The following is a 22,597-nucleotide window of genomic DNA, read 5'->3' as shown; positions in this document are numbered from 1 at the left end:
GATGCGGCGGGAGGTGTTGGACGAAGAGGACATTTTACAAATCTCTTAGAGGGCTGCGTCATTCAAGATCGCATGGTCCGATGCCGCCGTTTCTCAAGCCTGTCAGATAAACCTCAGGATCAAGACGAAGCCCGACGGTGCCATTACCGTAGACATCTTCAAAGAACCGGTCGGATAGAAACAGTAATCGGAACGTGTCCTGGCCGAACTGCAATATTGCCGTACGACCACGCTCCTGGAATTCAACTTTAATCGGCTCCGATACCGTATTACCCGGGGTTGAGCCATAGCAATTGATCGTCCTCATCCCATCGCGACGGTAGTAAGAGGGATCGCCATTGCCGAAGACGAGAAGTGCAGCGCCCAGGATAAACAGGAAGATTGGTCCGATGATGATGGATCGGAGCAACCATCTTAGAAAGATATTATCCGCTATCAAATTCGTTCCACCTAACCTGATCGAGAACTTGTCTCACGGATAAAGCCGCGTCTTCATCCAGCCGTCGCCCTCGCGGGTGAAGACGACACGGTCATGCAGGCGGAAAGGCTTGTCCTGCCAGAGCTCGATGGAGACGGGCGCGATGCGGAAGCCCGTCCAGTAGGGCGGGCGCGGCACTTCGCCGATGGCGTATTTCGCCGTGTTGACGGCAACCGCCTTCTCGAGCGCGAAGCGGCTTTCCAGCGGGCGCGATTGCTGGCTCGCCCAGGCGCCGATGCGGCTGTCGCGGGGGCGGCTCTGGAAATAGGCGTCCGCCTCCTCGTCGCTCACGATGGTCACGAGACCACGGGCGCGGACTTGGCGGCGCAGGCTCTTCCAGTGCAGCACGATGGCGGCCTTCTGCTGGCCCAGAAGCTCGCGGCCCTTGTTGGATTCCGTGTTGGTGTAGAACACGAAGCCGTTCTCGTCGAAACCCTTCAGCAGCACCATGCGCACATTGGGCAGGCCCGTCTCGTCGACGGTGGCGAGCGCCATGGCGTTCGGATCGTTCGGTTCGGAGGCCTCCGCCTCCTTCAACCAAGAGGCAATCAGGGCGAAGGGCTCTTCCGCTTCGGTGAAGTCACCGGTTGTTAACGGGTTCAATGTTTTATCCCTGGGTGTGACTTTTCGATCTGGGGAGATCCAGCGCGTGCCGTGGACCAATCCGCGCCGTTATAGATCAGATGCTTTCCTGCGCGAAGCCGGGAAAATTCTGGCGGTGGGATTGCTCGCCCTGTCGACATCCGCCTGCAGCTATTCCCTCGGCATGATGGGCATCAGCGACGATGAGCCCAAATCCACGGGCGCGATTGCGCCGGTCGATGTCGAGCCCGTCGCATTGTCTCCCCTGTCGCCGGATTTGGACGAGGAGGATTGGCGCCGCGCTAAGGCCGCTCTCGCGGTTGCGCTCGATCCGCAGGGGCCGGGCACCCAGGTGTCCTGGGACAATCCCGAGACCAGCATGAAGGGCACCTTCACGCCTACCGGCGCGCCTTTCGTGAAGAATGACGAAATCTGCCGCAGCTTCAACGCGCAGCTCAGCGGCGCGGCCAGCGCAAATCTCCATGGCACCGCCTGCCGCCCTTCCGGCGATGAATGGGCGATCAAGGAGGTCAAGCCGGTCGGTGCCGAGCCGAAGCCCGCGAAAAAGATCGCCAAAGCCTAAGCTTGGGTCAAAACCTCGTTGCAAAGCAGCAACACTTTTCCCATATGAACCCTGAATTCCGTGGGGCGGTTCTGCCCCAATCCAACGGTTCATGGATTTTCCAACATGCGAAACCCCTACGACGTTCTAGGCGTATCCCGCTCCGCGAGCGAAGCGGAGATCAAGAAGGCGTTCCGCAAGCTGGCCAAGACCCATCATCCCGACAGCAACCAGAACGACCCCAAGGCCAAGGACAAATTCGCCGAGGTCAATTCCGCCTATGAGATCCTGGGCGACGCGGAGAAACGCGGCCAATTCGACCGGGGCGAGATCGATGCCGAGGGCAAGCCGCGCTTCCAGGGTTTCGAGGGCTTCGGTGCGGGACAGGGCGCTGGCGGTCGCGGTTTTGAAGGCTTCGGTGGGTTCGGCGGACGCCGTGCTCGGGGCTTTACGGGCGGGGACACGAGCGACTTCTTTTCCGAGCTTTTCGGTGAGGCGTTCCGCAATGCCGGGGCCGAGGGCATGCGTCAGCAGCAGAGCCGCGCCCGGCCCCAGCAGAAGGGCGCGGATGTGGAGGCAACCCTTACCGTGACGCTCGAGGAGGTGGCCGACGAGGCCAAGAAGCGCATTCGTCTTCCCACGGGCCGCGATCTCGACGTGGTGATCCCCAAGGGCGTCGTCGACGGGCAGGTGATCCGCCTGCGGGGCCAGGGGCAGGGCGCTCCGGGGGTGAACCCGGGCGATGCCCTGCTGACCATCAAGATCGCCCCTCATGAGCGCTTCACCATGGAAGGCTCGAACCTGCGTTCGCGCCTGCCGGTTCAGATCGAGGAGGCAATTCTCGGTGGGCCAGTGCGTATTCCCACGCTCACCGGTGCGGTGAGCATGAATATCCCGCCCATGACCGATTCCGGCCGCACCTTCCGCCTGCGCGGCAAAGGCCTGCCCATGAAGGGCGGGGAGAGTGGCGATCTGCTGGTAACGGTGGAGATCAAGCTGCCGGAGGTCGTGGACGAGGCGCTGATGGATTATGCCCGCAAGCGGCGCTCCGCGAAGGCCGAATAGCAAATATTCACGATATAACGCCTGGAATTGGCCGCTTGGAGCCAAGAGGGCTTCCCCACGCCTGTGCTCTCGGCTAAAGAAGCCGCTCATTTTTGCTGTCCAGCGACGATTTAGGTGAATCATGGCGGAGACAAAGGCCACCGGCATTCTGGCCGGTAAGCGTGGCTTGGTGATGGGCGTGGCGAACAACCGTTCGATCGCCTGGGGCATTGCGCAGGCTGCTCGCCAGCAGGGCGCGGAGCTGGCTTTCACGTATCAGGGCGACGCTCTCAAGAAGCGCGTCGAGCCCCTGGCAAAGGAGCTCGATGCTCACGTCGTCGGCCATTGCGACGTGACGGACGGCGCCACCATCGACGCCGTGTTCGAGGAAGTGAAGCGCCTCTGGGGCTCCATCGACTTCGTCATCCACTGCATCGCCTTCTCCGATAAGGACGAGCTGACCGGCCGTTATGTGGACACGACCGAGGGCAACTTTTCCAAGTCGCTGCTGATCTCCTGCTATTCCTTCACGGCCATCGCGCAGCGCGCCGAAAAGCTGATGAACAACGGCGGCTCGATGCTGACGCTCACTTATTACGGCGCCGAGAAGTGGATGCCGCACTACAATGTCATGGGCGTGGCCAAGGCCGCTCTCGAGGCATCGGTGCGCTACCTCGCGGCCGATCTCGGCCCCAAGAACATCCGCGTCAACGCGATCTCGGCTGGCCCAATCAAGACGCTTGCCGCCTCTGGCATCGGCGATTTCCGCTACATTCTGAAATGGAACGAGTACAACTCGCCGCTGCGCCGCACGGTCACCATTGAGGAAGTCGGCGAGACCGCTGCTTATCTCGTCTCCGACATGTCCCGCGGCATGACCGGCGAGATCCTGCACGTGGATGCCGGCTACCACGTTGTCGGCATGAAGAACCCGGAAGCGCCTGACCTCTCCCTCGACAAAGAGTAACCTGATCCATCATGACCCTGTCTCGCCCGACGATCTATTTCATCCGCCACGGCGAGACGGATTGGAATCTAGAGGGCCGCCTCCAGGGTCAGAAGGACATCCCCCTCAACGACCTCGGCCGCGTGCAGGCCGAGGAAGCGGGACGGCGGCTTCAATCCATCGCCTCGCATTACGAGGACCTCGCCTATGTGGCGAGCCCCATGTTCCGCACCCGCGAGACCATGGAAATCATGCGCGGGGCCATCGGCCTCCACCCCGAGAGCTACAAGCTCGACGAGCGACTGATCGAGATCACGTTCGGCGCCTGGGAAGGCATGACCTGGAAAGAGGTCCGCAAGGCCGAGCCGCAATTGGCGGCGCTTCGCGAGCAGGACAAGTGGAACTACGTCCCCCCAGGCGGTGGTGAGAGCTACGCCATGCTCACCGACCGTATCCGCCCCGTCATCGACGATCTGAGCCGCGACACGGTCATCGTTGCCCATGGCGGCGTGGCCCGGGCTTTCCTTGCCATCTGCTGCGGCGTCAACTCACGCCAAGCCGCCAGCATGGATATCTGGCAGGGCAGGGTGCTGGTCATCCAAGGCCGCAACTATCAGTGGGTGTGATATCGCGCACTTGCTATTGTGGCGTTTGGGAATATGTGCTGGTTTAAGAACACAGTTACATATCCCTGAGGCCCTCCATGTACCGCGCTGCCCTCCTTCTTGCAGGTCTGACACTCGCTGCTTCCCCCGCCATGGCTGAGACTGTGGAGCGGGCGGTCAAGGCAAACGCTACCTCCGCCATCGGCGGATTCTTCGGCTATGAGGTCAACACCTGCTATTCCTCGATCATCCCGGATGTGAAGGTGAAGCAGGCTCCGGCCAATGGCAGCTTCCGGATCGTGCCGTTCGAGCAGACCCTGGGCAAAGACACCAGCTGCGCCGGCAAGAAGGTTCGCGGCCTGGCCTATGTCTATACGCCCAAGAAGGGCTTCACCGGCAGCGACGAGGTCGTTCTCGACGTGCCGTGGAGCGGGAATGATCACAGCTTGCCGACGGTCTACACCAATACCTACCGCATCAAGGTGCAGTAACATCGTCTCCGGACTGATGCCGGCGCAAGACGATCGAAGCGGGCGGGGCGTGACACCCGCCCGCTTTGGTTTTAAGACGCGTTGAAACCTGAAGAAGCGCCATGTCCCACAATACGTTCGGTCACCTTTTCCGCGTCACCACCTTCGGCGAGAGCCATGGGCCCGCCCTCGGCTGCGTCATCGACGGCTGCCCGCCGATGATCCCGCTGGAAGCCGCCGAGATCCAGGCGGAACTCGACCGCCGCCGTCCTGGGCAGTCGCGTTTCACGACGCAGCGCCAGGAACCGGACCAAGTGAAGATCCTGTCAGGCGTCTTCATCGATGAACGCACTGGTCAGCAGGTGACCACCGGCACGCCGATTGCCCTGATGATCGAGAACGTGGACCAGCGTTCGAAGGATTATTCAGAGATCAAGAACTCCTACCGTCCGGGTCATGCCGATTTCACCTACGATGTGAAATACGGCATCCGCGATTATCGCGGCGGTGGCCGCTCCTCGGCTCGCGAGACGGCAGCGCGCGTGGCTGCGGGCGCTGTTGCCCGCAAGGTTCTCTCCGGCGTCACCATTCGCGGTGCGCTCGTGCAGATGGGCCCGCACGCCATCGACCGTGGCAACTGGGATTGGGAGGAGATCTCCCGCAATCCGTTCTTCTGTCCGGATGCGAAGGCGGCTGCCTTCTACGAGGAATATCTCGATGGTCTGCGCAAGGCGGGCTCCTCCATCGGCGCGGTGCTCGAGATCGTGGCCGAGGGCGTGCCGGCGGGCCTCGGTGCGCCGATCTACGGTAAGCTCGATTCCGATCTTGCCTCCGCAATGATGTCGATCAACGCCGTGAAGGGCGTCGAGATCGGCGACGGTTTCGCGGCTGCAAGCCTGCGCGGCGAGGAGAACGCGGACGAGATGCGCTCCGGCAACCACGGCGCGCCGACCTTCCTGTCAAACCATGCGGGCGGCATTCTTGGTGGCATCTCCACCGGCCAGCCGGTCGTCTGCCGCTTTGCGGTGAAACCCACCTCGTCGATCCTCACCCCGCGCTCCAGCGTCACCCGCACGGGTGCCGAGGCCGAGGTGATGACCAAGGGGCGCCATGATCCCTGCGTCGGCATCCGCGCGGTGCCGGTGGGCGAGGCCATGATGGCCTGCGTCCTGGCCGATCACCTCCTGCGCCATCGGGGGCAGGTGGGCGAGGGGCCTTCCTGGCCTTTCAAAGCTTAGGCTTTTCCGCGCCAACGTAGCCTCACCCTGAGGAGCGAGCTTGCTCGCGTCTCGAAGGGCGAGGCGTCTCCAGTGTTCTCTGGATCCTCCTTCGAGACGGTCGCTCACGCGACCTCCTCAGGATGAGGTCAGAGCTTTTGCGCAAGCCTCCATCGGCAAATTTTAGTTTTACTAAAATCCCGCCATCCGCTAAGCCAGCCCCATGAAGCTGGCTGAATGGTTGTCCCGGAACGGCGTGTCGCGCGTGGAATTCGCGCGGCGGATCGGCGTCACGCCCGGCGCCATCACCCAGATGTGCAATTCCAGCCATGCCTGGCTCTCGCGGGACACCGCGGAACTGATCGCCCGCGAGACGCGCGGGGCGGTCACGCCCAATGATTTTCTGCCCTCATCCGTTCAGGAGGCCCTGATGCCCAACTCCGTTACCGATGCCATCGAGGCTTTCGCTCGTGGTGAAATCGTCATCGTCACGGACGACGACGACCGCGAGAACGAGGGCGATCTCATCGTCGCCGCCTCCCTCTGCACGCCGGAGAAGATGGCCTTCATCATCCGCAATACCTGCGGCATCGTCTGCGCTCCGCTGACGGTTTCCGAGGCCCGCCGCCTGCGCCTCGATCCGATGGTGGCCTCGAACGATGCGCCGCTCGGCACCGCCTTCACGGTAACGGTCGATGTGAAGCACGGGCTCACCACCGGCATCTCCGCCGAGCAGCGCTCCAACACCGTGCGTGCGCTCGCCAACAACAACATGGGCGCTGCGGACTTCGTGCGCCCCGGTCACATCTTCCCGCTGATCGCGAAGGATGGCGGCGTGCTCATGCGCTCGGGCCACACGGAAGCGGCGGTCGATCTCTGCAAGCTCGCGAACCTGCCGCCGGTGGGCGTGATCTGCGAACTCGCGAACGATGACGGCACCGTAATGAAGGGCGCGCAGATCGACGCCTTCGCCGAGAAGCACGATCTCAAGCGTATCTCGGTGGCCGATCTCATCGCCTATCGCCAGTCGCGCGAGAAGCTCGTGGAGCGCATCGCGACCTTCCCGGTGGAGACGCCCTGGGGCTCGTTCACGGGCTATGCCTATTCGACGCCGTTCGACAGCGTGCAGCACATGGCGCTCGTCCATGGCCGCATCGGTGACGGCACGAACATTCCGGTGCGCCTGCACCGCGCCAATGCGCTTACCGATGTGTTCGAAGGCGGCAAGACGGTCGCTGCGTCCATGCAGCGTTTCGTGAAGGAGGGCAGGGGCGTTCTCGTCTATCTGCGCGATGGAACGGCGGGCGTGCCAACCACCACCTTTGCGGATAGCGAGGAGACTGCTTCCGAAGTCGCGCGCACCAATCAATGGCGCGAGATCGGTCTCGGCGCGCAGATCCTGAAGGATCTCGGTGTGGCATCGATCCGCAATCTCGCGACGTCGAGCCGTTCCTATGTGGGCTTGAGCGGCTTCGGCATCGAGCTGTTGGGCGACGAACCGATCGAGTGCTGATCGGCGAAGCACGCTTGTCTACAAGTTTAACCTCATCCTGAGGAGGTCGCTTGAGCGACCGTCTCGAAGGAGGCTCCAGTGCGCGCTGGAACCTCCTTCGAGACGCGAGCAAGCTCGCTCCTCAGGATGAGGGCAGTAGTTCCAAGAGATGGGATCAGGTGTGCATCTCGCGCCCCATGAGGGCGTCGATATGGAAAGCAGTCGACTTCGACAATCCTTCGAGATCGTAGCCACCTTCAAGCACGGACACGATGCGGCTGCCGCAACGACGCTCGGCAAGATCCATCAGCTTCTGCGTGGCCCAGGCGAAATCCGTCTCGGTCACGTTGAGGCTGGCGAGCGGATCGCGCCAATGGGCGTCGAAGCCTGCAGAGATGATCAGAAGGTCTGGCCTGAACGCATCGATGCGCGGCAGGATGACGGTCTCGATAGCATCGCGGAAAGCCTCGGTGCCGTCGCCCGCATTGAGGGGAGCATTCACGATGTTGTTGTGCTCGCCTTTCTCCGATAACGCCCCGGTGCCGGGATAAAGCGGCGCTTCATGCGTCGAGCAATAGAGCACGCTGGCATCGCTCCAGAAGATGTCCTGCGTGCCGTTGCCGTGATGCACGTCCCAATCGAAAATCGCGACGCGCTCGGCGCCATGCTTCTTCTGCGCGTGGCGCGCGGCAATGGCCGCATTGTTGAAGAAGCAGAAGCCCATGGCTCTGATGCGCTCGGCATGGTGCCCCGGCGGGCGCATGGCCACGAAGGCATTCGTAACACGGCCCGACATGACCTCGTCGACAGCCTTCACTGCCCCGCCTGCGCCGCGCAGAGCGGCCTCGTAGGTGCCGGGCGACATGACCGTGTCCTCGTCGACCCGTACAAGACCTTCGCGGGGCGCCATGTCGCGCAGCCGGACCACGTGGTCTTCGGGGTGGGCGAGAACCAAGCTTTCCATCTCTGCCATGGGGGCCTGATCACGTATCAGGGAGGTGAAGCGCTCCTTCTCCAGAGCCCGCTCGATAGCGCGGATGCGATCAGGCCGCTCCGGATGACCGAGAGGCGTCTGATGGTCGAGGCTGGCCGGATGGCTGATATAGAGGGTGGACATGCAAGCACTTGATTTGGGGTGGAAAAGCAGTGTCGCAGCGGTGCATGCGATTGTCCATGTTGTTGCGATGCAACACCCAATCGCAGTTAACCGTGGCATGGTTCGGGTGATTCGCTTATTGACCCTGGGTCAGCCCGCCCTAGCGTAATAGCGTTACTTTTCACCCGAGCTGTCTTCGTGACAGCACAGCAGAGCTTTGTACCGATGCGCCTCTCGAGACTCGTCCTTCTTGTTGCCACCATGGCAGCCCTTGCCGGTTGCACCTACAAGGGGGTTCCGGATCCTCAGGTTTCCGCCCGTGATGCGGAATGGATGGCGCAGATTCCCCCCGCGCAGGAAGAGCTCCGCTATGCACGCTACCTGATCGACGATCCGACGGGCGAAGCGCCTGGCACCATCATCGTCGATACGAAGCAGCGCTTCCTCTACTACGTGCTCGATAACAAGAAGGCGATCCGCTACGGCGTGACCGTCGGCGACGAGGCCTATGGGTGGTCCGGAACCTCGCGCGTTGCCCGCAAGGCCGAGTGGCCGGATTGGAATCCGCCTGCCGAGATGAAGGCCCGCTGGCCGCATGTGCAGTTCACCAAGGGTGGCCCTAACAACCCGCTCGGCGCCCGCGCGCTTTATCTCTACGAAGGCAACCGCGACACGCTCTACCGCATCCACGGCACCAACGAGCCGGAGAAGATCGGCCACGCCGTGTCCTCCGGCTGCATCCGCATGCGCAACATCGACGTAATCGATCTCTACAACCGCGTCGGCCTGAACACGAAGGTGATCGTCCGCTAAGCGGCGATCATTTGGACAAAAGAAAAGCGCCTTAGCGCATCGTGCGGAAAAGTGGATCCGGTTTTCCGCGCCAACGATGCGCTACTTCATATTTGAGCATCGACTTAGTCCCAAAAGTGCATTCCACTTTTGGGGCCGATGCTCGGGGCGCTTTTTTCGTTTTAGGCTTCGGATGTCTCAGCGGTCGAGAACCGCTTCCTTGCGTAGGATGGCAGGCGGCTGAGATGTCTTGGCCTTTTCGGTTTGGTGCTTGGCGGAGCGCATTGCCGCTGCAAGAGCGGGCAGGGCCACCGGCTTGAAGGCTGGGACAGTCTGGACCGTCTTCGAGTTCGATTGCAGGTCGTGGTTCGTATCGTTTGCGGTCATGGCATCTCCTCCGTCGTGAACAGGCTTGCGCGCCTGCCTTTCATGATCGGCGAGTCATGACCTGATTAAGGCATGTCCGCGACCATGTGCGTGTTGCCCCACACATGATGCAATCAGCCTGAATCCAAGATTAACGTTGCAATACTCTCACGCTGTCGAGGGATGGGTCCTGCGTATCCGAGGCAGATGCGGCAGGCCTCGACCGGGCAGCTAGGATCGAGACGAGAACCAGCGCGCCGATCATGCCCATATGCTCACCGGCGGTGTGGAAGGCGGTGATGGCACGCTCGCCTTCGAGGCGCCAGAAGGCATGGACGATCGGGATGGTGAGAAACGTGAACACCCCGAGCATCCCGGCTCCGAACCAAGTGCCGCGCTTGAGGATGATCAGCGCCGAGCCTGTGAGCTGAGCGACGATGGTAAGGCTGTTGAAGAGCCATGCGGGTTCGAGCCCGAAATGGCTCATCTCCGCCATGCCGCCGGAGAAGTCGAGGAGCTTTGCGAGACCGCTGCCCTAGAATGGGAACGTGAAGAGAATGCGGGCAGCAATTTCGGTGATGCGGCTCGACAGAATGGTTTCGACCCAACGCAGCGTCATGATCAGTCCCCTCGGTTAGTTGACGTAACGGTAGATGGTGCCGTGCTTAAGGCCAAGCCTTCCGGTTAAATGTGCGAAGCCGCACGTTTCGCGAATGCCTCGCCGTCCTTGAGACCCAGCTCGTAGGCCTTACGGATGCCGTCCGGGTTCGTGATGTCGAATTGCCCGATGGGCACAGGCATCGAGGGCTGGATGTAGGTGCGGCCCTGTACTTGAGGGAATGTGCGGTATAGCCGCGAGAGGATGACGAGGGTTCTGCCGCCTTGCGCCTCCACCGGCAGCAGCGGCTCGGTGGGCACGTTGTCCACGAGCCCGCCATCGAGAGCCGCCAAGCCGCCGATACGGCCCACCGGCATGAAGGGAGGAACGCTGGCGCTCGCCATCAGAGCCGCTGAGACTTCGGCGGGCGAGATGAGATCCTGCAAGCGGACGAATTCCGGCACGAAGCCGAGCGCGCGTCCGCCGCGCGGATGCACGGGAGAGCGCCATTTCTTCTCGATCTGGTAGGTGGCGATACCCAGCGGGATGGCGATGGCCAGCGGCAGGCGGCGCGGCTTGCGCGCAAGGCCGATGAGGATCTCGGGGCCTTGCCGCAGACGGGCTAAGTGCGCTTCGTCGATGATCGTCTCGATCAGGCTGCGATACATGAAGGCGACGGGCCAGGGAGAGCCTTCGCTGCGCCACGCCTTCCATTCGAAATTGCGGCGGCCCTGGCTGCAGCCTTCCGCCACCATGGCGTTCACTTTCCGCCCGAGGCCGAGAAGGCTGTAGCAGGCGGACCATGCGCCGGCACTCACGCCCACAACCAGGCAAGGCTTGAGTCCCAGGAGCGAAGCCGCCGCCTCCCAGAAGCCGCCTTGCCAGTAACAGCGGTTGCCGCCGCCCGCGAATGCCACCGCATCGAACATGGGCGCTTACGGCTCCAGCTTGGCGAGCGTGGCGTCCTCCTCGATGCGGGCGCGCTCGCGCCAAGTGAGGATGATCCGCTCGAGATCGGCGAGATCCTGCGAGGGCAGGGAGCCCAGGGTGCGCTGCACATAGGCGCTCTGCGCGGCGATGCCCTTCTCTGCGAGGTCGCGCCCTTTCTTCGTCAGGTAGAGGGCATTGGATCGCCGGTCACCCGGAATGGCGCGGCGCTCCACGAGATCGGCCTCCACCATCCGGTCGAGCAGCCCCGACACGTTGCCCTTCGTCACGTAGAGCCGCTCAGCCAGCTCCTGCTGGCTCATCCCCTCGCGCTCCGTGAGCGTGGAGAGCAGATCGAATTGTGGGATCGACAGGCCTAGCGCCTTCAACTCGCTGGCCACGGTATTCACCGCCCTTCGGTGCAGGCGGATGACGCGAAACCAGATGCGAAGCGGATCGGCGCCAAGATCGGCGGAGATATTTCCAGATGCGGGGGCAGGAATCGTCAAGGACAGTGGCTCCTGGATATGGGCAGTCAGTTTATATTGAAACTATCGGCCCCGTCATCCCTGCGGAAGGGCTCCTCGACTGCAAATGGAACGGAATTTCGCGACAATAACCGTGAATAATGAGAGTCTATCCGGACATGTAATATTCTAAAGTATCATGATCATGCTAAGGCTTTCCGATCTTCCTTGAAGGTTAGGACTATGACCGCTTCTGTTTCTTCCAACGTTCCGCTCACCCCGCCTCAGGGTTCTCCCATGTCCTTCTCTGGACGTCCGGGCGAATTTCTGAAGATGCTGATTTCGGGCAGCCTCTATCAGATCCCGACTTTCGGCTTCTATCGCTTCTGGCTCATCACGAAGCTGCGCCGCCACCTCTGGGCCAATACCCGGATCGAGGGCGAGTCCTTCGAATACACCGGCACGGCGAAGGAGCTGCTTATCGGCTTCCTGATCGCACTCGCGATCCTGGTGCCGCTCTACATCGCCTACTTCGTCGCCACCCTCACTCTCGATGGATTGGCTGCGTTCGCGAGCATTCCGCTCATCCTGCTCATGTATGTGCTGCTCCATTTCGGCAGCTATCGCGCCCGTAAATACCGTGCGACCCGCACAGTGTTCCGCGGCGTCCGGTTCTGGATGAAGGGCTCTGGCTGGGCTTATGCCTTCCGCGCCGTGCTGTGGGACTTAGTCACGCTATTCACTCTCGGCCTTGCTCTTCCTTGGGCAATGGCCTCTCTCGAGCGCTACCGGATGCGCCATACCTATTTTGGCAGCATCCAGGGCGATTTCACGGGAACCGGCGGATCGCTCTTCAAGCGTGCATGGTGGGTTTGGGCGCTCGGCATCGGCATGTTCATCGGCTCCTTCTTCCTCAGCGCGGCGCTGCTCCACGCCGCTGGAAGCAAGGAGGAAATGGCGGCGCAGTTCGTTCCGACTCTGCTGATCTTGGTGCCTCTCGCACTGTCGCCGCTCGCCATGGCGATCTTCACCCGCTGGCAGATCGATGGCTTGCGCTTTGGCGAGGCGACGGCTGTTAGCCGTCTTCGCGCAGGCGCCTTCTACGGTCTTTTCTTCAAGATGATGTTCTCGTCGATCGGCATCCTGATCGTCTTTGCTGTGATTATCGGCCTTGCTGCCTTGTTCTTGAGCTCCATCGCTCAGGAAGCTTTCATTGCTCTGCAGCTTGGTGAAATCACCTGGACCGCGATCAGCCTGATCGTGTTCGGCGCCCTGGTCTATCTGGCCTTGTTCCTGAGCATGGGCGTTATTCAGCGCTACTTCTACGGTCGTGGGCTATGGGCTGCCATCATTACGACGACAACCGTGTCGAACCTGCATTCGGTCAGCACTGCTGCTGCCACAGGCAGGCCGGCCGGCACGGTGGGCGAGGGGCTTGCCGACGCGTTGGACTTCAACGTCGGCATTTAAGGTGAAACATGCTGGATGCGGTGTTCTATGACGGAGTGAGTGCCCGACGCCGGGAGGTTACTCTCAAAGTCACCGCATCCAGTCTCGATATTCATGAGGGAGGCGAGTGGATCGCCTCCTGGCCTGTCGGTGATATCCGGCAGAAGGATGCGCCTGACGGCATCTTGCGCGTAACGCGCGAGGGCGGACCGGATCTGGCACGGCTCGACGTGACGGATCCTGCCGATCAGGCTGCCATTCGGCTGCATTGCCATCGTCTCGAAGACAGCGAGCAGAAAGAGCGCACGGGTCGGATCGTCTTCTGGTCCGCCGCGGCATCGATTTCGATCATTCTCTGCGTGCTTTTCCTGATCCCTCTGCTGTCTGAAAAACTCACGCCTCTCATTCCCCTTTCTTACGAACAGCGGATCGGCAAGGCCGTCGACAATCAGATCCGTGTGATCTTCAGCGGCAAGGTCTGCGAAGCCCCGGAGGGTGTCGCGGCGCTTCGCGTTCTCACGGAGAAACTGCGCAAGGCGAAGAACGTCGAATCCTCCCTCGATGTGGCGGTGCTGGAATCCAAGGTGCCGAACGCCATCGCTCTTCCCGGCGGGCGGATCTACATCTTCAAGGCGCTCCTCGACGAGGCTGAATCCGTCGACGAGCTCGCCGGCGTGCTCGCTCACGAGGTCGGTCACGTGGTCAATCGGGACGGGCTTCGAAAGCTGATCCAGTCCACCGGCACCTCCTATCTTTTCGGCCTGCTTTTCGGTGACGTGACCGGCGGCGGCGCCATCGTGCTGGCGAGCCGCTATCTCGTCGACAGCGCCTATTCCCGCGAGGCCGAGACTGCGGCTGACAGTTTCGCGGGCCAGACCATGGTGACCTTGGGCCGGCCTGCCCATCCCATGGCGCTGTTGCTCAAACGCATCGAAGCGGAGCATGATGACGACAAGAAGAAGGATGAGGGGAACGAAAGCGCCTTTCCCGCTTTTCTGTCCACCCATCCGGTTACCGATCACCGCCTGAAAGCTTTGGAAAAACAGGTCCCCTCCCAGCCGGGCGAGCCTCTTCTTACGGAAGGGCAGTGGCGCGCCCTCAAAGAGATTTGTAAAAGCTCCTGATGCGTCGCCTCATCATTGAAGAACCCTATTCCCGGCCGGCGAAGTGGTCGCCCACCCTGGCCTGGTTCGCGCTCGTCGTCACGGTTCTTTCCGCGCTGCTGATCCGCTTCGGGCGCATCGATTATCAATCCGGCTTCGTGGCCATGGGCTTCGGCCTTGCGATGGCGCTCATTGCGGTGGGGTTGTCTCTCGTGGCCTTCATCCGCATCTGGCAGGAGGGAAGGCGAGGGTTCGCAAGCGCGATCAAGGGTCTTGTGCTGGCAGTACTGGTTCTTGGCTATCCGGCCTTTATGGGGCTGAAGGCCGTAACCCTGCCGGCGATTAACGATGTCAGCACCGATACCGAGGACCCGCCGGCCTTCTCCCGCTCGCGCGCGGCGCTCGATGCTCGCGGCGGCCGCGTCCCGCCCGACGTTTCGCCGGAGGCGCGCGAGTTGCAACGCGAGGCTTATGTGCAGATCGCGCCGCTGACCCTCGACATCGCGCCTGAGGATGCTTTTCCTCTGGTCCGCAAGGCCGCGGAGAATCTCGGATGGCAGATCGTCGAGGCCGCACCGCCAGGCGGGCGCAGCGGGGTAGGGCGCCTGGAGGCGGTGGATCGCAGTTTCCTCCTGAAGATGCCCGACGACATCACCGTGCGCGTTCGCCCCCGGGTCGATGGCACGCGCATCGATATCCGCTCCGCCTCGCGGGTCGGCCATCATGACCTCGGCGCAAATGCGGCGCGCGTCCGCAAATTCCTCGAAGAGGCGTCCAATCTGGCCTTGGCGGTGAAGTGATCTGGCTTAAATCGGGAATCCGGGAAATTCGGGTTCTATGAGAGTCGTTCCCGATACCCTGGTCTGAATTGCCGCTGCGGCCGGAAAGCGCAACCACAGGGCCAGTCGCATGACAGGTCGGGTTGTAGGAAATCTTGAATCGGCCCCTAAGACCCTGTTTTTTGAACTGCTTAAGGCGGAGGGGTCGGAGATAAAGGTATATTCCTCAAGACCTTAGATGAGGGATGTCCTAAGAGATCACCGAAGGTGCGAGACTAGGTATTTTAGTTTAGTCGAGCGCCTTTTTCTGGAAGGGTGGCAATAGGCCCCTAGGACACGGTTCGCCATGACAAGGGGATTGCTGGCTTTGAGCCGCTCTGCGGAGCGAGCCTTTCCTGAAGGGGTCTAGCAGAGCAATTGGTTATTTGATAACCAGCAGGCCTCGAAACCATAGAAAATTTGGCTCTGCTCGTGAACTTCGTGCCTTTGTTGAAACGTCTCGCCAGCGCAGGAAAAAGGCGTCTTCTTAGCAATATCAGGCCAAGGGATATCCTTCTTAAATCTTGGACCAGTGCCGCTAAAAAGGCGAACCAGCTCCGCGAAGAAGAACGCTATAACGAGGCTCTCAAGATCCTCGTCAAGCACGCTCGCAGGGCCAGCGACTTACCGGATCTCGGTAAGATGGCGCGAAGAATACTGTCCACAGTCATCGCCAAGAAATCTGATCGCAGGAATGAAATCACGAGCAGGATAGAAGCCGAGCTTCTGCCTATCTTCGAGCGAGCATACAAGCGAAACAACAGGAAAACGGCTTTTCTGCTGAGTTACCTGCATGTGCTTGTTGCTTTGGAATCCTGGACGAGAGCATACGAAGTAGCAACGAAGACCGAGATTGGTTCTTCAGGCCATAAGGATATTCCCTCCCTGTGGGGGCTGATCGATCGCGGATTGTTCGAGCAGAGTCTGGCAGCCGAAGATTTCGATACTGCGGCCGCCTGCTTGAAGAGGCTGTCCAAGACACCAGAGGACTACAAAGCTCATAGAAAATTCGCAGTAAGATTGGCCTGGGCAGCTGTCGTGAAGGCACATGGAATGGGAAGGTCTCATGCAAGACCGGCTGCGCTTCTCAATCCGGAAGTTTTCCAGGAATTCGTGATAAAGAACGCCTCAGGAAGAAGTATTCTGGGCAATCTAGACAGCGAATTGCTGCAGCTGCTGAGCGAAACGCAGAAACCGCGAGCTGCAAGGGCCGGCTTTGCTCAAGACAGAAAACTGCGCGTTTTGCTGGTCTCCAATGACAATTGGCATTTCGTACGCCCTGCAGTCGGCTACTTCGAGCAGCACGGCCTCGAAGTCAGATATCTTTCCTTCTCCCAGTGCCGTGACGCGATCGTTGCGCAGCGTAAAAAAGATAGTTCAAAGCCATCTTTGAACGAGATGATGTTTGGCCTGGGTGCTTATCAAGTATCCGTAGAAGAGGCGAACGAAGCTTTCACGCAGGCAGCCCCATGGGCACGCGATCTCATTGATTGGTGTGATGTCGTATTCGTGGAGTGGTGGAACGCACCTGCAATATGGTTCAGCCGTTATCTCTCGCCCGAGAAAAGCCTGGTCATCCGCTGCCATAGCTATGAAGCCTTTAGCCCTGTAACGCACTTTACAAATATGAGGCGCGTGGATGGGGCTGTCTTCATTGCCGATCATATCCGTCAAATATTCAATGCTGTCTATTCCGACTTGCCGGTCTCCGAGCAGACACAGGTCGTGATCAGCAACATTAGAAGCCGTGACCATCTCCTGAAGGTTGAGAAGCAGGGCGACGTGTCGTTCACGCTCGGGATGATGCAATATGCGAACATCAACAAGGATCCTCTCTTTGCTTTGGATATCCTTGAGAAACTCGTTCTTACCGATGATCGATGGACTTTGAATTTGATCGGGAACGGCTGGGATGAGACCGAAAGCGATGAAGAGCGCAAGGTTTCGCGGCTATCCCGTCATGTCGTGATCGAACCGTTCACGAAAGATACGGCGGCTTGGCACAAAAGGATCGGCTTTGTTCTATCGGCAAGCCATCGCGAAGGCAGCCACGAGAGTGTCATGGATGGCATGGTTACAGGTTCGGTGCCCGTCATCAGGCGCTGGCCGATGGTCAAGGATTTCGGGGCGCCGGAAAGCGCATTCCCCGGGGTGCCTGCCTTTGATACTCCTCAGGAGGCCGCTGATTACATTCTCAAAAGCAGGAATAGCTTTGATGAGATGTCTCGCCATTCGCGCAAACTCGCTCTAGCGATTTATGATCCCAAGATTGCTGGGGCAGAACTTGCCACGTTTGTCACTGAGTGTGCGAGGCAAGGGCTTGATCCCTGAATGCGGAGCAAGCTGAAGTGCAAATTGGTAACGAGATCCGAAAAGGCTGTTCATCCTTGCGGGAGGCCTGAAGGTGGTCGGTGCGAGACAAAGCTTGATTAACTGGTTGCAGATGTTCTCTGAGGGGCTGACGGTGCGAGATTGAACGTCAAAAATCGTCCGTTTATATCAATCGCGATGTGACGATTGCGGTCCTTAGTTGCGCCATCACCGCTCCGCAGAAATCGCGAATAGCTTGTGGGTCATTCGCTCACGGCTTTCGACTGCCCATCTCCTGAGCTTGAACTGCAATCAAACCGTTATGGAAGGCTGCATAACGAGTTTTAAAGCAGCCTAAGGCCTCAAAGGGCATTCATTGGAAAAGGCTAAGCTCGTCTTGAGCCAGAAACCTTTCCTTCACCACTTCAGGTCGAAAGAACTTTGATCTCTCCAAGCTGACCTGTCGGGCATAAGAGAAAAAATCTCCATCATTGATCAAACGCCGGGCCAGATCATAGGCTTCTGCTTCCGTTTCATAGAAGCAGGGATAATCGTCTCCAAGCTGATAGACAAATGTGTCAAGTCGCTGACACATCATCGGAACGCCACGGCTGATCGAGTCGATGACCTTCTGATTGCCAAGGCAATCATTGAGGGGAGATTCGTTGGAGAGGTTCGCAACCGTATTAAAGTGCAGGGCCGGCATCTTCTCATAAGGAATGGTTCCCAGATAGACACTGTTGCGGTAGCGGATCTCGGAGTCCTTACGGAAGCGCCCTGCCAAGGCAATTATAGGGTTTAAATCTCCACGATCATTATAAAGTCGCTCAAGTGCTGAAAATGCCATATATGGGTAAAGATTCTTGTTGAGATTTCCGTAATAGCCGAACGCTTTTCCTCCGGTAGTTGCCGCCCTCATCTCAAAGTCATCATATTCCTCCACCTTGGCATCAGCCAAGGCGGGATCGAGCGCCTGCCCCACATTCAGGATTGGAATGCTGACCTGTGGGGCTACCCCCTCATAAACGGCTTTTAGTTTTCGGGAGCTATCAATGCCATAGCCACGCAGGTGGTTTTTCCAGTTCTCCGTCAGCACTAGCAGTGCATATGAATCCTCAAATACCTCTTTGTTGTACGGATAGGCGAAGCTGATCTTGCGGCCCTTGATTGCATGGAACAACTGCGGGCTATTGCGGATGTAATAATAGTCGTATTGCCGCGTTGGTCCTAACTCATCTGAGCCCAGATTATCTTTGCGGTGATCAAATGGATCATTATTGTAATAGATATCAAAAAAAGAAGAGAGCGTATTGAGCGTACGTAATTCGTTGATGCTGTCGCCGTTCGCAATGACAATACGTGACTGATTTCCCAACAGGGCATAAAGAGTTGGTTTGCTCACGGACAATATCCTTACCTATTTAGGGGCGTTTATAGATACTGACCCGCCTGAGCGATGGCAACATTAATACTTCTTCAATGTGCGATCCAAAAAGCCAAGTTTCGCTGCCAGTCGCCTCTGTCGACCCAACACATGCAACGATTATAAATCGTCATCGCCTGTACATTGCGCCCGCGTTTTTATGCCCTCATGATGGCATGGTGCTACTGGATGTTGCCCGTTGCCGCCCACGGCTTGCTTGATTGGTTGTGGAGCAGAGGCGACCTCACTGCCGCATATGCGCAGCATCCAACGGCCTTCATCTGGATGCCAGCTTAAGAAACTCATTTAGTTCATTGGATGCGCGAGCCGTCGATCTGCACGGTGGCTCGACTGGTAAGATCAGCGCTACCCGCACGATAGTCTTGACCGACGAATGCCGCATGAGACGCTTGCCGAAACACCTTATTGGAAACTCACGCTTTAAGCCGGACGATATTCGCCGTCGAGGCTGGGAGCGCCGTCGGTCGCCGCCTGCTCCTTGGCCACCAGATCCTCCAGATGGGCGAAGACCGAGAGGCCCGCGGCATTTACCAGGGCCGGGTTCAGCCCCTGATAGATCGCGGCGACGATCTGGGGGATTGTTCTGTCACCCGCCTGCAGCCGGTTGAGGATCGAGGCTTCCCTCAGGCGGCGATGATGGGCAAGGGCGCGCACGAAGCGTTGCGGGTCCTGCACCGGACCGCCATGACCCGGCCAATAGACCGCTTCCTCCCGGCCTTTCAGCTTGTCGAGGGATGCCATGAACTCGCTCATGGAGCCGTCCGGCGGCGCGACAACAGTGGTAGCCCAGGCCATCACGTGATCGCCGGAGAACAGGGCCTTTTCTTCAGGCAGGGCGAAGGCGAGGTGGTTGGCCATATGCCCGGGGGTAGCCAGGGCCTCAAGAGTCCAGCCGGGGCCTTGCACCGCCTCACCCTCTGAGAGTTCGCGGTCGGGGGCGTAGTCCTTATCCGAGCTGGCTTCCAGCGAGTTGACCTCGCCGCTGAACAAGGGCCGGGCGCTCCTATGTGGGCTGCAGCCGACGATGAGGGCGCCCGTGGCGGCCTTGATCGTACGGGCTGCGGGGGAGTGGTCCCGATGGGTGTGGGTGACGAGGATATGGGTCACCGTCTCGCCCCGGACTGCATCGAGCAGGGCCTCGACATGCCCCGGATTGTCTGGGCCGGGGTCGATGATCGCCACCTTGCCTCTTCCTACGATGTAGCCGCAGGTGCCGGTAAAGGTGATGGGTCCCGGGTTGTTGGCAACGATTCGGCGGACGAGGGGGCTCACCTGGAGGCACTCGCCCGATTGGGCCGGAGGCCGGACATCGAAGGTCAACTCGTCTGCCATAAGGGATCCCTGGGTAAATCTCTGCCGTGAGGCGTCATCTTAGCCGTTCGGCCGCTTGAGGCTCCGGCCAGACGCACCTATAAGGCTTACAACGCCGCCTGCGAATGGCGGAATGTTCTGGAGATTTGTTTCATGACGACTGGCGCTCCCTCGCTGTCCTCTCCGTCGACCCTCGTCGGCCTCCTCTGGCCGTCCCGTGACGACGCCCGTTTCGCCGCCCTGCGCGCCATCGTCCTGATGGCCGTGGGTACGGCTCTTCTCACCCTGTCCGCCAAGGTTCAGGTGCCGCTGCCTTACGTCCCGATGACGCTGCAGACCCTGGTCGTGCTGATCATCGGCACGTCCTATGGCTGGCGCCTCGGCGGCGCGACCGTTGGCCTCTACCTCCTGCAGGGCGCCATGGGCGTGCCGGTCTTCGCCGGTCCGGTGGCTGGCCCCGCCTATCTCATGGGCCCCACGGGCGGCTTCCTCTTCGGCTTCCTCGCCGCCGCCATCGTCATGGGCTTAATGGCCGAGCGTGGCTGGGACCGTTCGCTCGCCCGCGTCATCGTGATGATGACTATCGGCCATGCGGTGATCTTCGCCTTCGGCCTTGCCCAGCTCTCGCTGGTCATGCCTTTCGCCAAGGCTTGGACAGTCGGCGCCTATCCGTTCATCGCTGCGACCGTGGTGAAGACGGCTCTGGCCGTCGCCCTGATGCAGGCCGCCTGGTCGGTGACCCGCCGCGGTTAAGACGCGAATAGATACAGACAAAAAAGAAGCCGCCCGAGGGCGGCTTCTTTCGTTTGGAAACTACTTTCTCGGCTCAACCGGCCGAGTGTACGAGCCGGAGATTGGGCTTCGCCTTGATGCTGTTGTGGCGGAAGGTGATGTCCGCCCATTCCTCATCGCCGCCTTCTTCGATGACGCGATAGCCCATCTGCTTGGCGATGGCTTCGACCTGTCCGAGATTGGCGCGGGAGATCCAGCGCGAGAACTCGAGGTTCTCCTGATCCATAAGAACAGCGATCATGCCGATCTCGACGCCCTGGTCGAAATCTTCACTGCGGCCGGGAAAACGCAATCTCAGTCCCTCGTCGAGATGGATATGTCGCATGGTGGGAGCCCCCAAATCGCCGTGTGCGGCATTCTTTTAACGGAGTGTAGCAATATTCCGGCCGGACAGGAAGGCGGCATCGGCGCGCAGCGCCGCAACGCGGTTTGGCCTTGGTGCAAGAAACGCCGGAACCGTCCTTCGGACCGCTCATTAGCCTCTCAAAGTGCATCACTCTTTCGGAGGCGTCCCATGGCCGAGCGCAGAATCACCGCTTTCTTCAACACCTATGACGAAGCCGCCAAGGCCGTGCAGCGGCTGGAAGCGGCGCAGTTCCCGAATTTCGAGATCAGCCTGGTCTCCAACAACGCCGACAAGGTTGCCTCCCATCACGCCGCTCATTCCCTCGGTGAGGAAGGCTCTTCGCACGAATTCGCCGGTGCGGGGGCTGCAGCCGGCACTATCGCCGGTGGCGGCGCGGGGCTGCTGGCAGGGCTCGGCACGGTCGCGGTTCCTGGCCTGGGTCCGTTGGTTGCTGCGGGATGGATGGTGTCGACGCTCGTCGGCGCGGGGGCAGGGGCGGCCCTTGGGGGATTGATGGGGGCCCTTGCCGATTCAGGTCTCAGCGAAGATGAGGCGCAAGCCTATGTGGATGGCGTGCGGCAGGGCGGGACGCTGGTCACCGTGCGCGTGGATGATGCTGACCGGGAGCGCGTGGTCGATATTCTCGACGATGAAGGGCGCATCGAGCCCGGCAGCCATGAGCGGCGTTCCGAAAGCAGCGCGCCGCCGATCGGGGCCGCTGCTTCCACCACGACGGGACTGATGACGGATCTGTTCCCCAATCCTCTCGATGAGGATGATGAGGATGGCACGCTTCACGTGGAGCTTGAGGACGAGCGTGTTCGGCGCATGACAGGTTCAGGCAGCGACAAGACCTGAAACGAAAAAGCGCGAGGCTTACAAAAGCCTCGCGCTTTTATTCAACGAGAGCAGAGGCCTCAGTGACTCTTGCGCATTGCGTTGTCGAGGCTCCACACGCCGCCGCCGGCTGCAACGAGATAGAGGAACACGAAGCAGTAGAGGATCGCGGCATCGCCGCCGTTCAGGACGGGGAAGACGCTCTTCGGCGCATGAGCCATCCAATAGGCGACCGCCATCAGGCCCGACAGCACGAAAGCAACGGGGCGAACAAAGAGACCAAGCACGAGAAGAGCTCCGCCGAACAGTTCGAGCACGCCTGCGATCCAGGGCAGGCTGAACATGGCCGGCGAGAAGCCTTCGGGGAAGCCGAGAATCTTCTGGGTGCCGTGCACCATGAAGATGAGTGCAGCAACGATGCGCAGGATGCTGAGAAGGCGCGGCGACCAGACGGTCGTGAGCGTGTTGGTATTCATGAGATTGATCTCCGTAGGAATATAGGAACGGCGCTGCGATGACGCTTAGGCCGATGCGTGTTCCCGGTT

General features: G+C 60.2%; 24 protein-coding genes and 1 pseudogene. 14 read left to right on the top strand and 11 right to left on the bottom strand.

The genetic code is table 11. The features are described 5' to 3' along the window. Positions 1-58: 58 nt before the first annotated feature. Together MJ639_RS11595 and pdxH are read right to left on the bottom strand one after the other, a co-directional pair. A complete protein-coding gene (locus MJ639_RS11595; protein ID WP_243372234.1) occupies positions 59-409 on the bottom strand; it encodes a hypothetical protein in 351 nt (116 codons plus the stop codon). 63 nt (positions 410-472) lie between these two features. Next, positions 473-1,081 (bottom strand): pyridoxamine 5'-phosphate oxidase, encoded by a 609-nt coding sequence (pdxH, locus tag MJ639_RS11590; protein WP_243372232.1) that lies wholly within the window; start codon positions 1,079-1,081, stop codon positions 473-475. Between the two features lie 46 nt (positions 1,082-1,127). On the opposite strand from pdxH, the gene MJ639_RS11585 reads away from it, so the two are divergent. The 7 genes from MJ639_RS11585 (at position 1,128) to ribB (ending at position 7,417) form a co-directional block, all read left to right on the top strand. Then, the gene (locus MJ639_RS11585) at positions 1,128-1,643 is read left to right on the top strand and encodes an RT0821/Lpp0805 family surface protein (protein ID WP_243372230.1); all 516 of its coding nucleotides are present in this window, start codon (positions 1,128-1,130) and stop codon (positions 1,641-1,643) included. 105 nt (positions 1,644-1,748) lie between these two features. Further along, positions 1,749-2,687: a DnaJ C-terminal domain-containing protein gene (locus MJ639_RS11580; protein ID WP_243372227.1), complete on the top strand. Its 939-nt coding sequence runs from the start codon at positions 1,749-1,751 to the stop codon at positions 2,685-2,687. A 121-nt stretch (positions 2,688-2,808) separates the two neighbouring features. Then, complete coding sequence (gene fabI / locus MJ639_RS11575) at positions 2,809-3,633, top strand: enoyl-ACP reductase FabI (RefSeq protein ID WP_243372225.1); 825 nt, start codon at positions 2,809-2,811, stop codon at positions 3,631-3,633. A gap of 11 nt (positions 3,634-3,644) precedes the next feature. Next, on the top strand, positions 3,645-4,238 hold the full coding sequence (locus tag MJ639_RS11570) for a histidine phosphatase family protein (protein WP_243372215.1): 594 nt from the start codon (positions 3,645-3,647) through the stop codon (positions 4,236-4,238). Positions 4,239-4,315: 77 nt separating this feature from the next. Next, positions 4,316-4,708, top strand: a complete 393-nt coding sequence (locus MJ639_RS11565) for a hypothetical protein (RefSeq protein ID WP_243372203.1) — start codon at positions 4,316-4,318, stop codon at positions 4,706-4,708. Positions 4,709-4,809: 101 nt separating this feature from the next. Further along, the gene (gene aroC / locus MJ639_RS11560; RefSeq protein WP_243372201.1) at positions 4,810-5,925 is read left to right on the top strand and encodes a chorismate synthase; all 1,116 of its coding nucleotides are present in this window, start codon (positions 4,810-4,812) and stop codon (positions 5,923-5,925) included. Positions 5,926-6,127: 202 nt separating this feature from the next. After that, positions 6,128-7,417: a 3,4-dihydroxy-2-butanone-4-phosphate synthase gene (ribB, locus tag MJ639_RS11555; RefSeq protein ID WP_243372198.1), complete on the top strand. Its 1,290-nt coding sequence runs from the start codon at positions 6,128-6,130 to the stop codon at positions 7,415-7,417. Between the two features lie 154 nt (positions 7,418-7,571). Here ribB and MJ639_RS11550 read toward each other — a convergent pair whose 3' ends face one another. After that, a complete protein-coding gene (locus MJ639_RS11550; protein ID WP_243372191.1) occupies positions 7,572-8,513 on the bottom strand; it encodes a histone deacetylase family protein in 942 nt (313 codons plus the stop codon). Between the two features lie 204 nt (positions 8,514-8,717). On the opposite strand from MJ639_RS11550, the gene MJ639_RS11545 reads away from it, so the two are divergent. After that, positions 8,718-9,305, top strand: a complete 588-nt coding sequence (locus MJ639_RS11545) for a L,D-transpeptidase (protein WP_243372189.1) — start codon at positions 8,718-8,720, stop codon at positions 9,303-9,305. Positions 9,306-9,482: 177 nt separating this feature from the next. On the opposite strand, the gene MJ639_RS11540 is transcribed toward MJ639_RS11545, so the two are convergent. The 4 genes and pseudogenes from MJ639_RS11540 to MJ639_RS11525 form a co-directional block, all read right to left on the bottom strand. After that, positions 9,483-9,671 carry a hypothetical protein gene (locus MJ639_RS11540; RefSeq protein WP_243372187.1) on the bottom strand — a complete coding sequence of 63 codons (189 nt, stop codon included), beginning with the start codon at positions 9,669-9,671 and terminating at the stop codon, positions 9,483-9,485. A gap of 130 nt (positions 9,672-9,801) precedes the next feature. Then, positions 9,802-10,170, bottom strand: a pseudogene (locus tag MJ639_RS11535) (DoxX family protein); the annotation flags it as partial. A 164-nt stretch (positions 10,171-10,334) separates the two neighbouring features. Beyond that, positions 10,335-11,177: a patatin-like phospholipase family protein gene (locus tag MJ639_RS11530; protein WP_243372183.1), complete on the bottom strand. Its 843-nt coding sequence runs from the start codon at positions 11,175-11,177 to the stop codon at positions 10,335-10,337. Positions 11,178-11,183: 6 nt separating this feature from the next. Beyond that, the gene (locus MJ639_RS11525) at positions 11,184-11,684 is read right to left on the bottom strand and encodes a MarR family winged helix-turn-helix transcriptional regulator (protein ID WP_243372174.1); all 501 of its coding nucleotides are present in this window, start codon (positions 11,682-11,684) and stop codon (positions 11,184-11,186) included. 255 nt (positions 11,685-11,939) lie between these two features. On the opposite strand from MJ639_RS11525, the gene MJ639_RS11520 reads away from it, so the two are divergent. The 4 genes from MJ639_RS11520 (at position 11,940) to MJ639_RS11505 (ending at position 17,343) form a co-directional block, all read left to right on the top strand. Further along, positions 11,940-13,112, top strand: a complete 1,173-nt coding sequence (locus MJ639_RS11520; RefSeq protein WP_243372172.1) for a DUF898 family protein — start codon at positions 11,940-11,942, stop codon at positions 13,110-13,112. Positions 13,113-13,120: 8 nt separating this feature from the next. Then, a complete protein-coding gene (locus MJ639_RS11515; RefSeq protein WP_243372163.1) occupies positions 13,121-14,215 on the top strand; it encodes a M48 family metallopeptidase in 1,095 nt (364 codons plus the stop codon). Next, positions 14,215-14,994, top strand: a complete 780-nt coding sequence (locus MJ639_RS11510; RefSeq protein ID WP_243372161.1) for a DUF1499 domain-containing protein — start codon at positions 14,215-14,217, stop codon at positions 14,992-14,994. Before MJ639_RS11515 ends, MJ639_RS11510 begins: the two co-directional genes overlap by 1 nt. A 450-nt stretch (positions 14,995-15,444) precedes the next feature. After that, the gene (locus MJ639_RS11505) at positions 15,445-17,343 is read left to right on the top strand and encodes a glycosyltransferase family protein (protein ID WP_243372159.1); all 1,899 of its coding nucleotides are present in this window, start codon (positions 15,445-15,447) and stop codon (positions 17,341-17,343) included. 352 nt (positions 17,344-17,695) lie between these two features. On the opposite strand, the gene MJ639_RS11500 is transcribed toward MJ639_RS11505, so the two are convergent. After that, the gene (locus tag MJ639_RS11500; RefSeq protein WP_243372150.1) at positions 17,696-18,724 is read right to left on the bottom strand and encodes a hypothetical protein; all 1,029 of its coding nucleotides are present in this window, start codon (positions 18,722-18,724) and stop codon (positions 17,696-17,698) included. Between the two features lie 462 nt (positions 18,725-19,186). Then, positions 19,187-20,098 carry an MBL fold metallo-hydrolase gene (locus MJ639_RS11495; protein ID WP_243372148.1) on the bottom strand — a complete coding sequence of 304 codons (912 nt, stop codon included), beginning with the start codon at positions 20,096-20,098 and terminating at the stop codon, positions 19,187-19,189. Between the two features lie 132 nt (positions 20,099-20,230). On the opposite strand from MJ639_RS11495, the gene MJ639_RS11490 reads away from it, so the two are divergent. Continuing rightward, positions 20,231-20,830: a biotin transporter BioY gene (locus MJ639_RS11490; protein ID WP_243372146.1), complete on the top strand. Its 600-nt coding sequence runs from the start codon at positions 20,231-20,233 to the stop codon at positions 20,828-20,830. Positions 20,831-20,903: 73 nt separating this feature from the next. Here the strand turns inward: MJ639_RS11490 and MJ639_RS11485 are convergent, their stop codons facing one another. Beyond that, a complete protein-coding gene (locus tag MJ639_RS11485; RefSeq protein WP_243372144.1) occupies positions 20,904-21,194 on the bottom strand; it encodes a hypothetical protein in 291 nt (96 codons plus the stop codon). 189 nt (positions 21,195-21,383) lie between these two features. Here MJ639_RS11485 and MJ639_RS11480 point away from each other — a divergent pair, with 189 nt between their 5' ends. Beyond that, positions 21,384-22,073, top strand: coding sequence for a DUF1707 domain-containing protein (locus MJ639_RS11480; RefSeq protein WP_243372142.1), 690 nt, complete (start codon positions 21,384-21,386; stop codon positions 22,071-22,073). Positions 22,074-22,132: 59 nt separating this feature from the next. Here the strand turns inward: MJ639_RS11480 and MJ639_RS11475 are convergent, their stop codons facing one another. After that, on the bottom strand, positions 22,133-22,528 hold the full coding sequence (locus tag MJ639_RS11475; protein ID WP_243372140.1) for a DoxX family protein: 396 nt from the start codon (positions 22,526-22,528) through the stop codon (positions 22,133-22,135). Between the last annotated feature and the right edge of the window lie 69 nt (positions 22,529-22,597).

The organism is Microvirga solisilvae (assembly GCF_022808595.1).
Taxonomy (GTDB): domain Bacteria; phylum Pseudomonadota; class Alphaproteobacteria; order Rhizobiales; family Beijerinckiaceae; genus Microvirga; species Microvirga solisilvae.
The sequence above is the reverse complement of the archived record's forward strand: the minus strand, read 5'-3'. Positions and strand labels throughout refer to the sequence as shown.

Coding starts and splice junctions, on each gene's coding strand:
- MJ639_RS11580 (WP_243372227.1), top strand. CDS start 1,749: ATGCGAAACCCCTACGACGTTCTAGGCGTATCCCGCTCCGCGAGCGAA.
- fabI (WP_243372225.1), top strand. CDS start 2,809: ATGGCGGAGACAAAGGCCACCGGCATTCTGGCCGGTAAGCGTGGCTTG.
- MJ639_RS11570 (WP_243372215.1), top strand. CDS start 3,645: ATGACCCTGTCTCGCCCGACGATCTATTTCATCCGCCACGGCGAGACG.
- MJ639_RS11565 (WP_243372203.1), top strand. CDS start 4,316: ATGTACCGCGCTGCCCTCCTTCTTGCAGGTCTGACACTCGCTGCTTCC.
- aroC (WP_243372201.1), top strand. CDS start 4,810: ATGTCCCACAATACGTTCGGTCACCTTTTCCGCGTCACCACCTTCGGC.
- ribB (WP_243372198.1), top strand. CDS start 6,128: ATGAAGCTGGCTGAATGGTTGTCCCGGAACGGCGTGTCGCGCGTGGAA.
- MJ639_RS11550 (WP_243372191.1), bottom strand. CDS start 8,513: ATGTCCACCCTCTATATCAGCCATCCGGCCAGCCTCGACCATCAGACG.
- MJ639_RS11545 (WP_243372189.1), top strand. CDS start 8,718: ATGCGCCTCTCGAGACTCGTCCTTCTTGTTGCCACCATGGCAGCCCTT.
- MJ639_RS11540 (WP_243372187.1), bottom strand. CDS start 9,671: ATGACCGCAAACGATACGAACCACGACCTGCAATCGAACTCGAAGACG.
- MJ639_RS11530 (WP_243372183.1), bottom strand. CDS start 11,177: ATGTTCGATGCGGTGGCATTCGCGGGCGGCGGCAACCGCTGTTACTGG.
- MJ639_RS11520 (WP_243372172.1), top strand. CDS start 11,940: ATGTCCTTCTCTGGACGTCCGGGCGAATTTCTGAAGATGCTGATTTCG.
- MJ639_RS11515 (WP_243372163.1), top strand. CDS start 13,121: ATGCTGGATGCGGTGTTCTATGACGGAGTGAGTGCCCGACGCCGGGAG.
- MJ639_RS11510 (WP_243372161.1), top strand. CDS start 14,215: ATGCGTCGCCTCATCATTGAAGAACCCTATTCCCGGCCGGCGAAGTGG.
- MJ639_RS11495 (WP_243372148.1), bottom strand. CDS start 20,098: ATGGCAGACGAGTTGACCTTCGATGTCCGGCCTCCGGCCCAATCGGGC.
- MJ639_RS11490 (WP_243372146.1), top strand. CDS start 20,231: ATGACGACTGGCGCTCCCTCGCTGTCCTCTCCGTCGACCCTCGTCGGC.
- MJ639_RS11485 (WP_243372144.1), bottom strand. CDS start 21,194: ATGCGACATATCCATCTCGACGAGGGACTGAGATTGCGTTTTCCCGGC.
- MJ639_RS11480 (WP_243372142.1), top strand. CDS start 21,384: ATGGCCGAGCGCAGAATCACCGCTTTCTTCAACACCTATGACGAAGCC.
- MJ639_RS11475 (WP_243372140.1), bottom strand. CDS start 22,528: ATGAATACCAACACGCTCACGACCGTCTGGTCGCCGCGCCTTCTCAGC.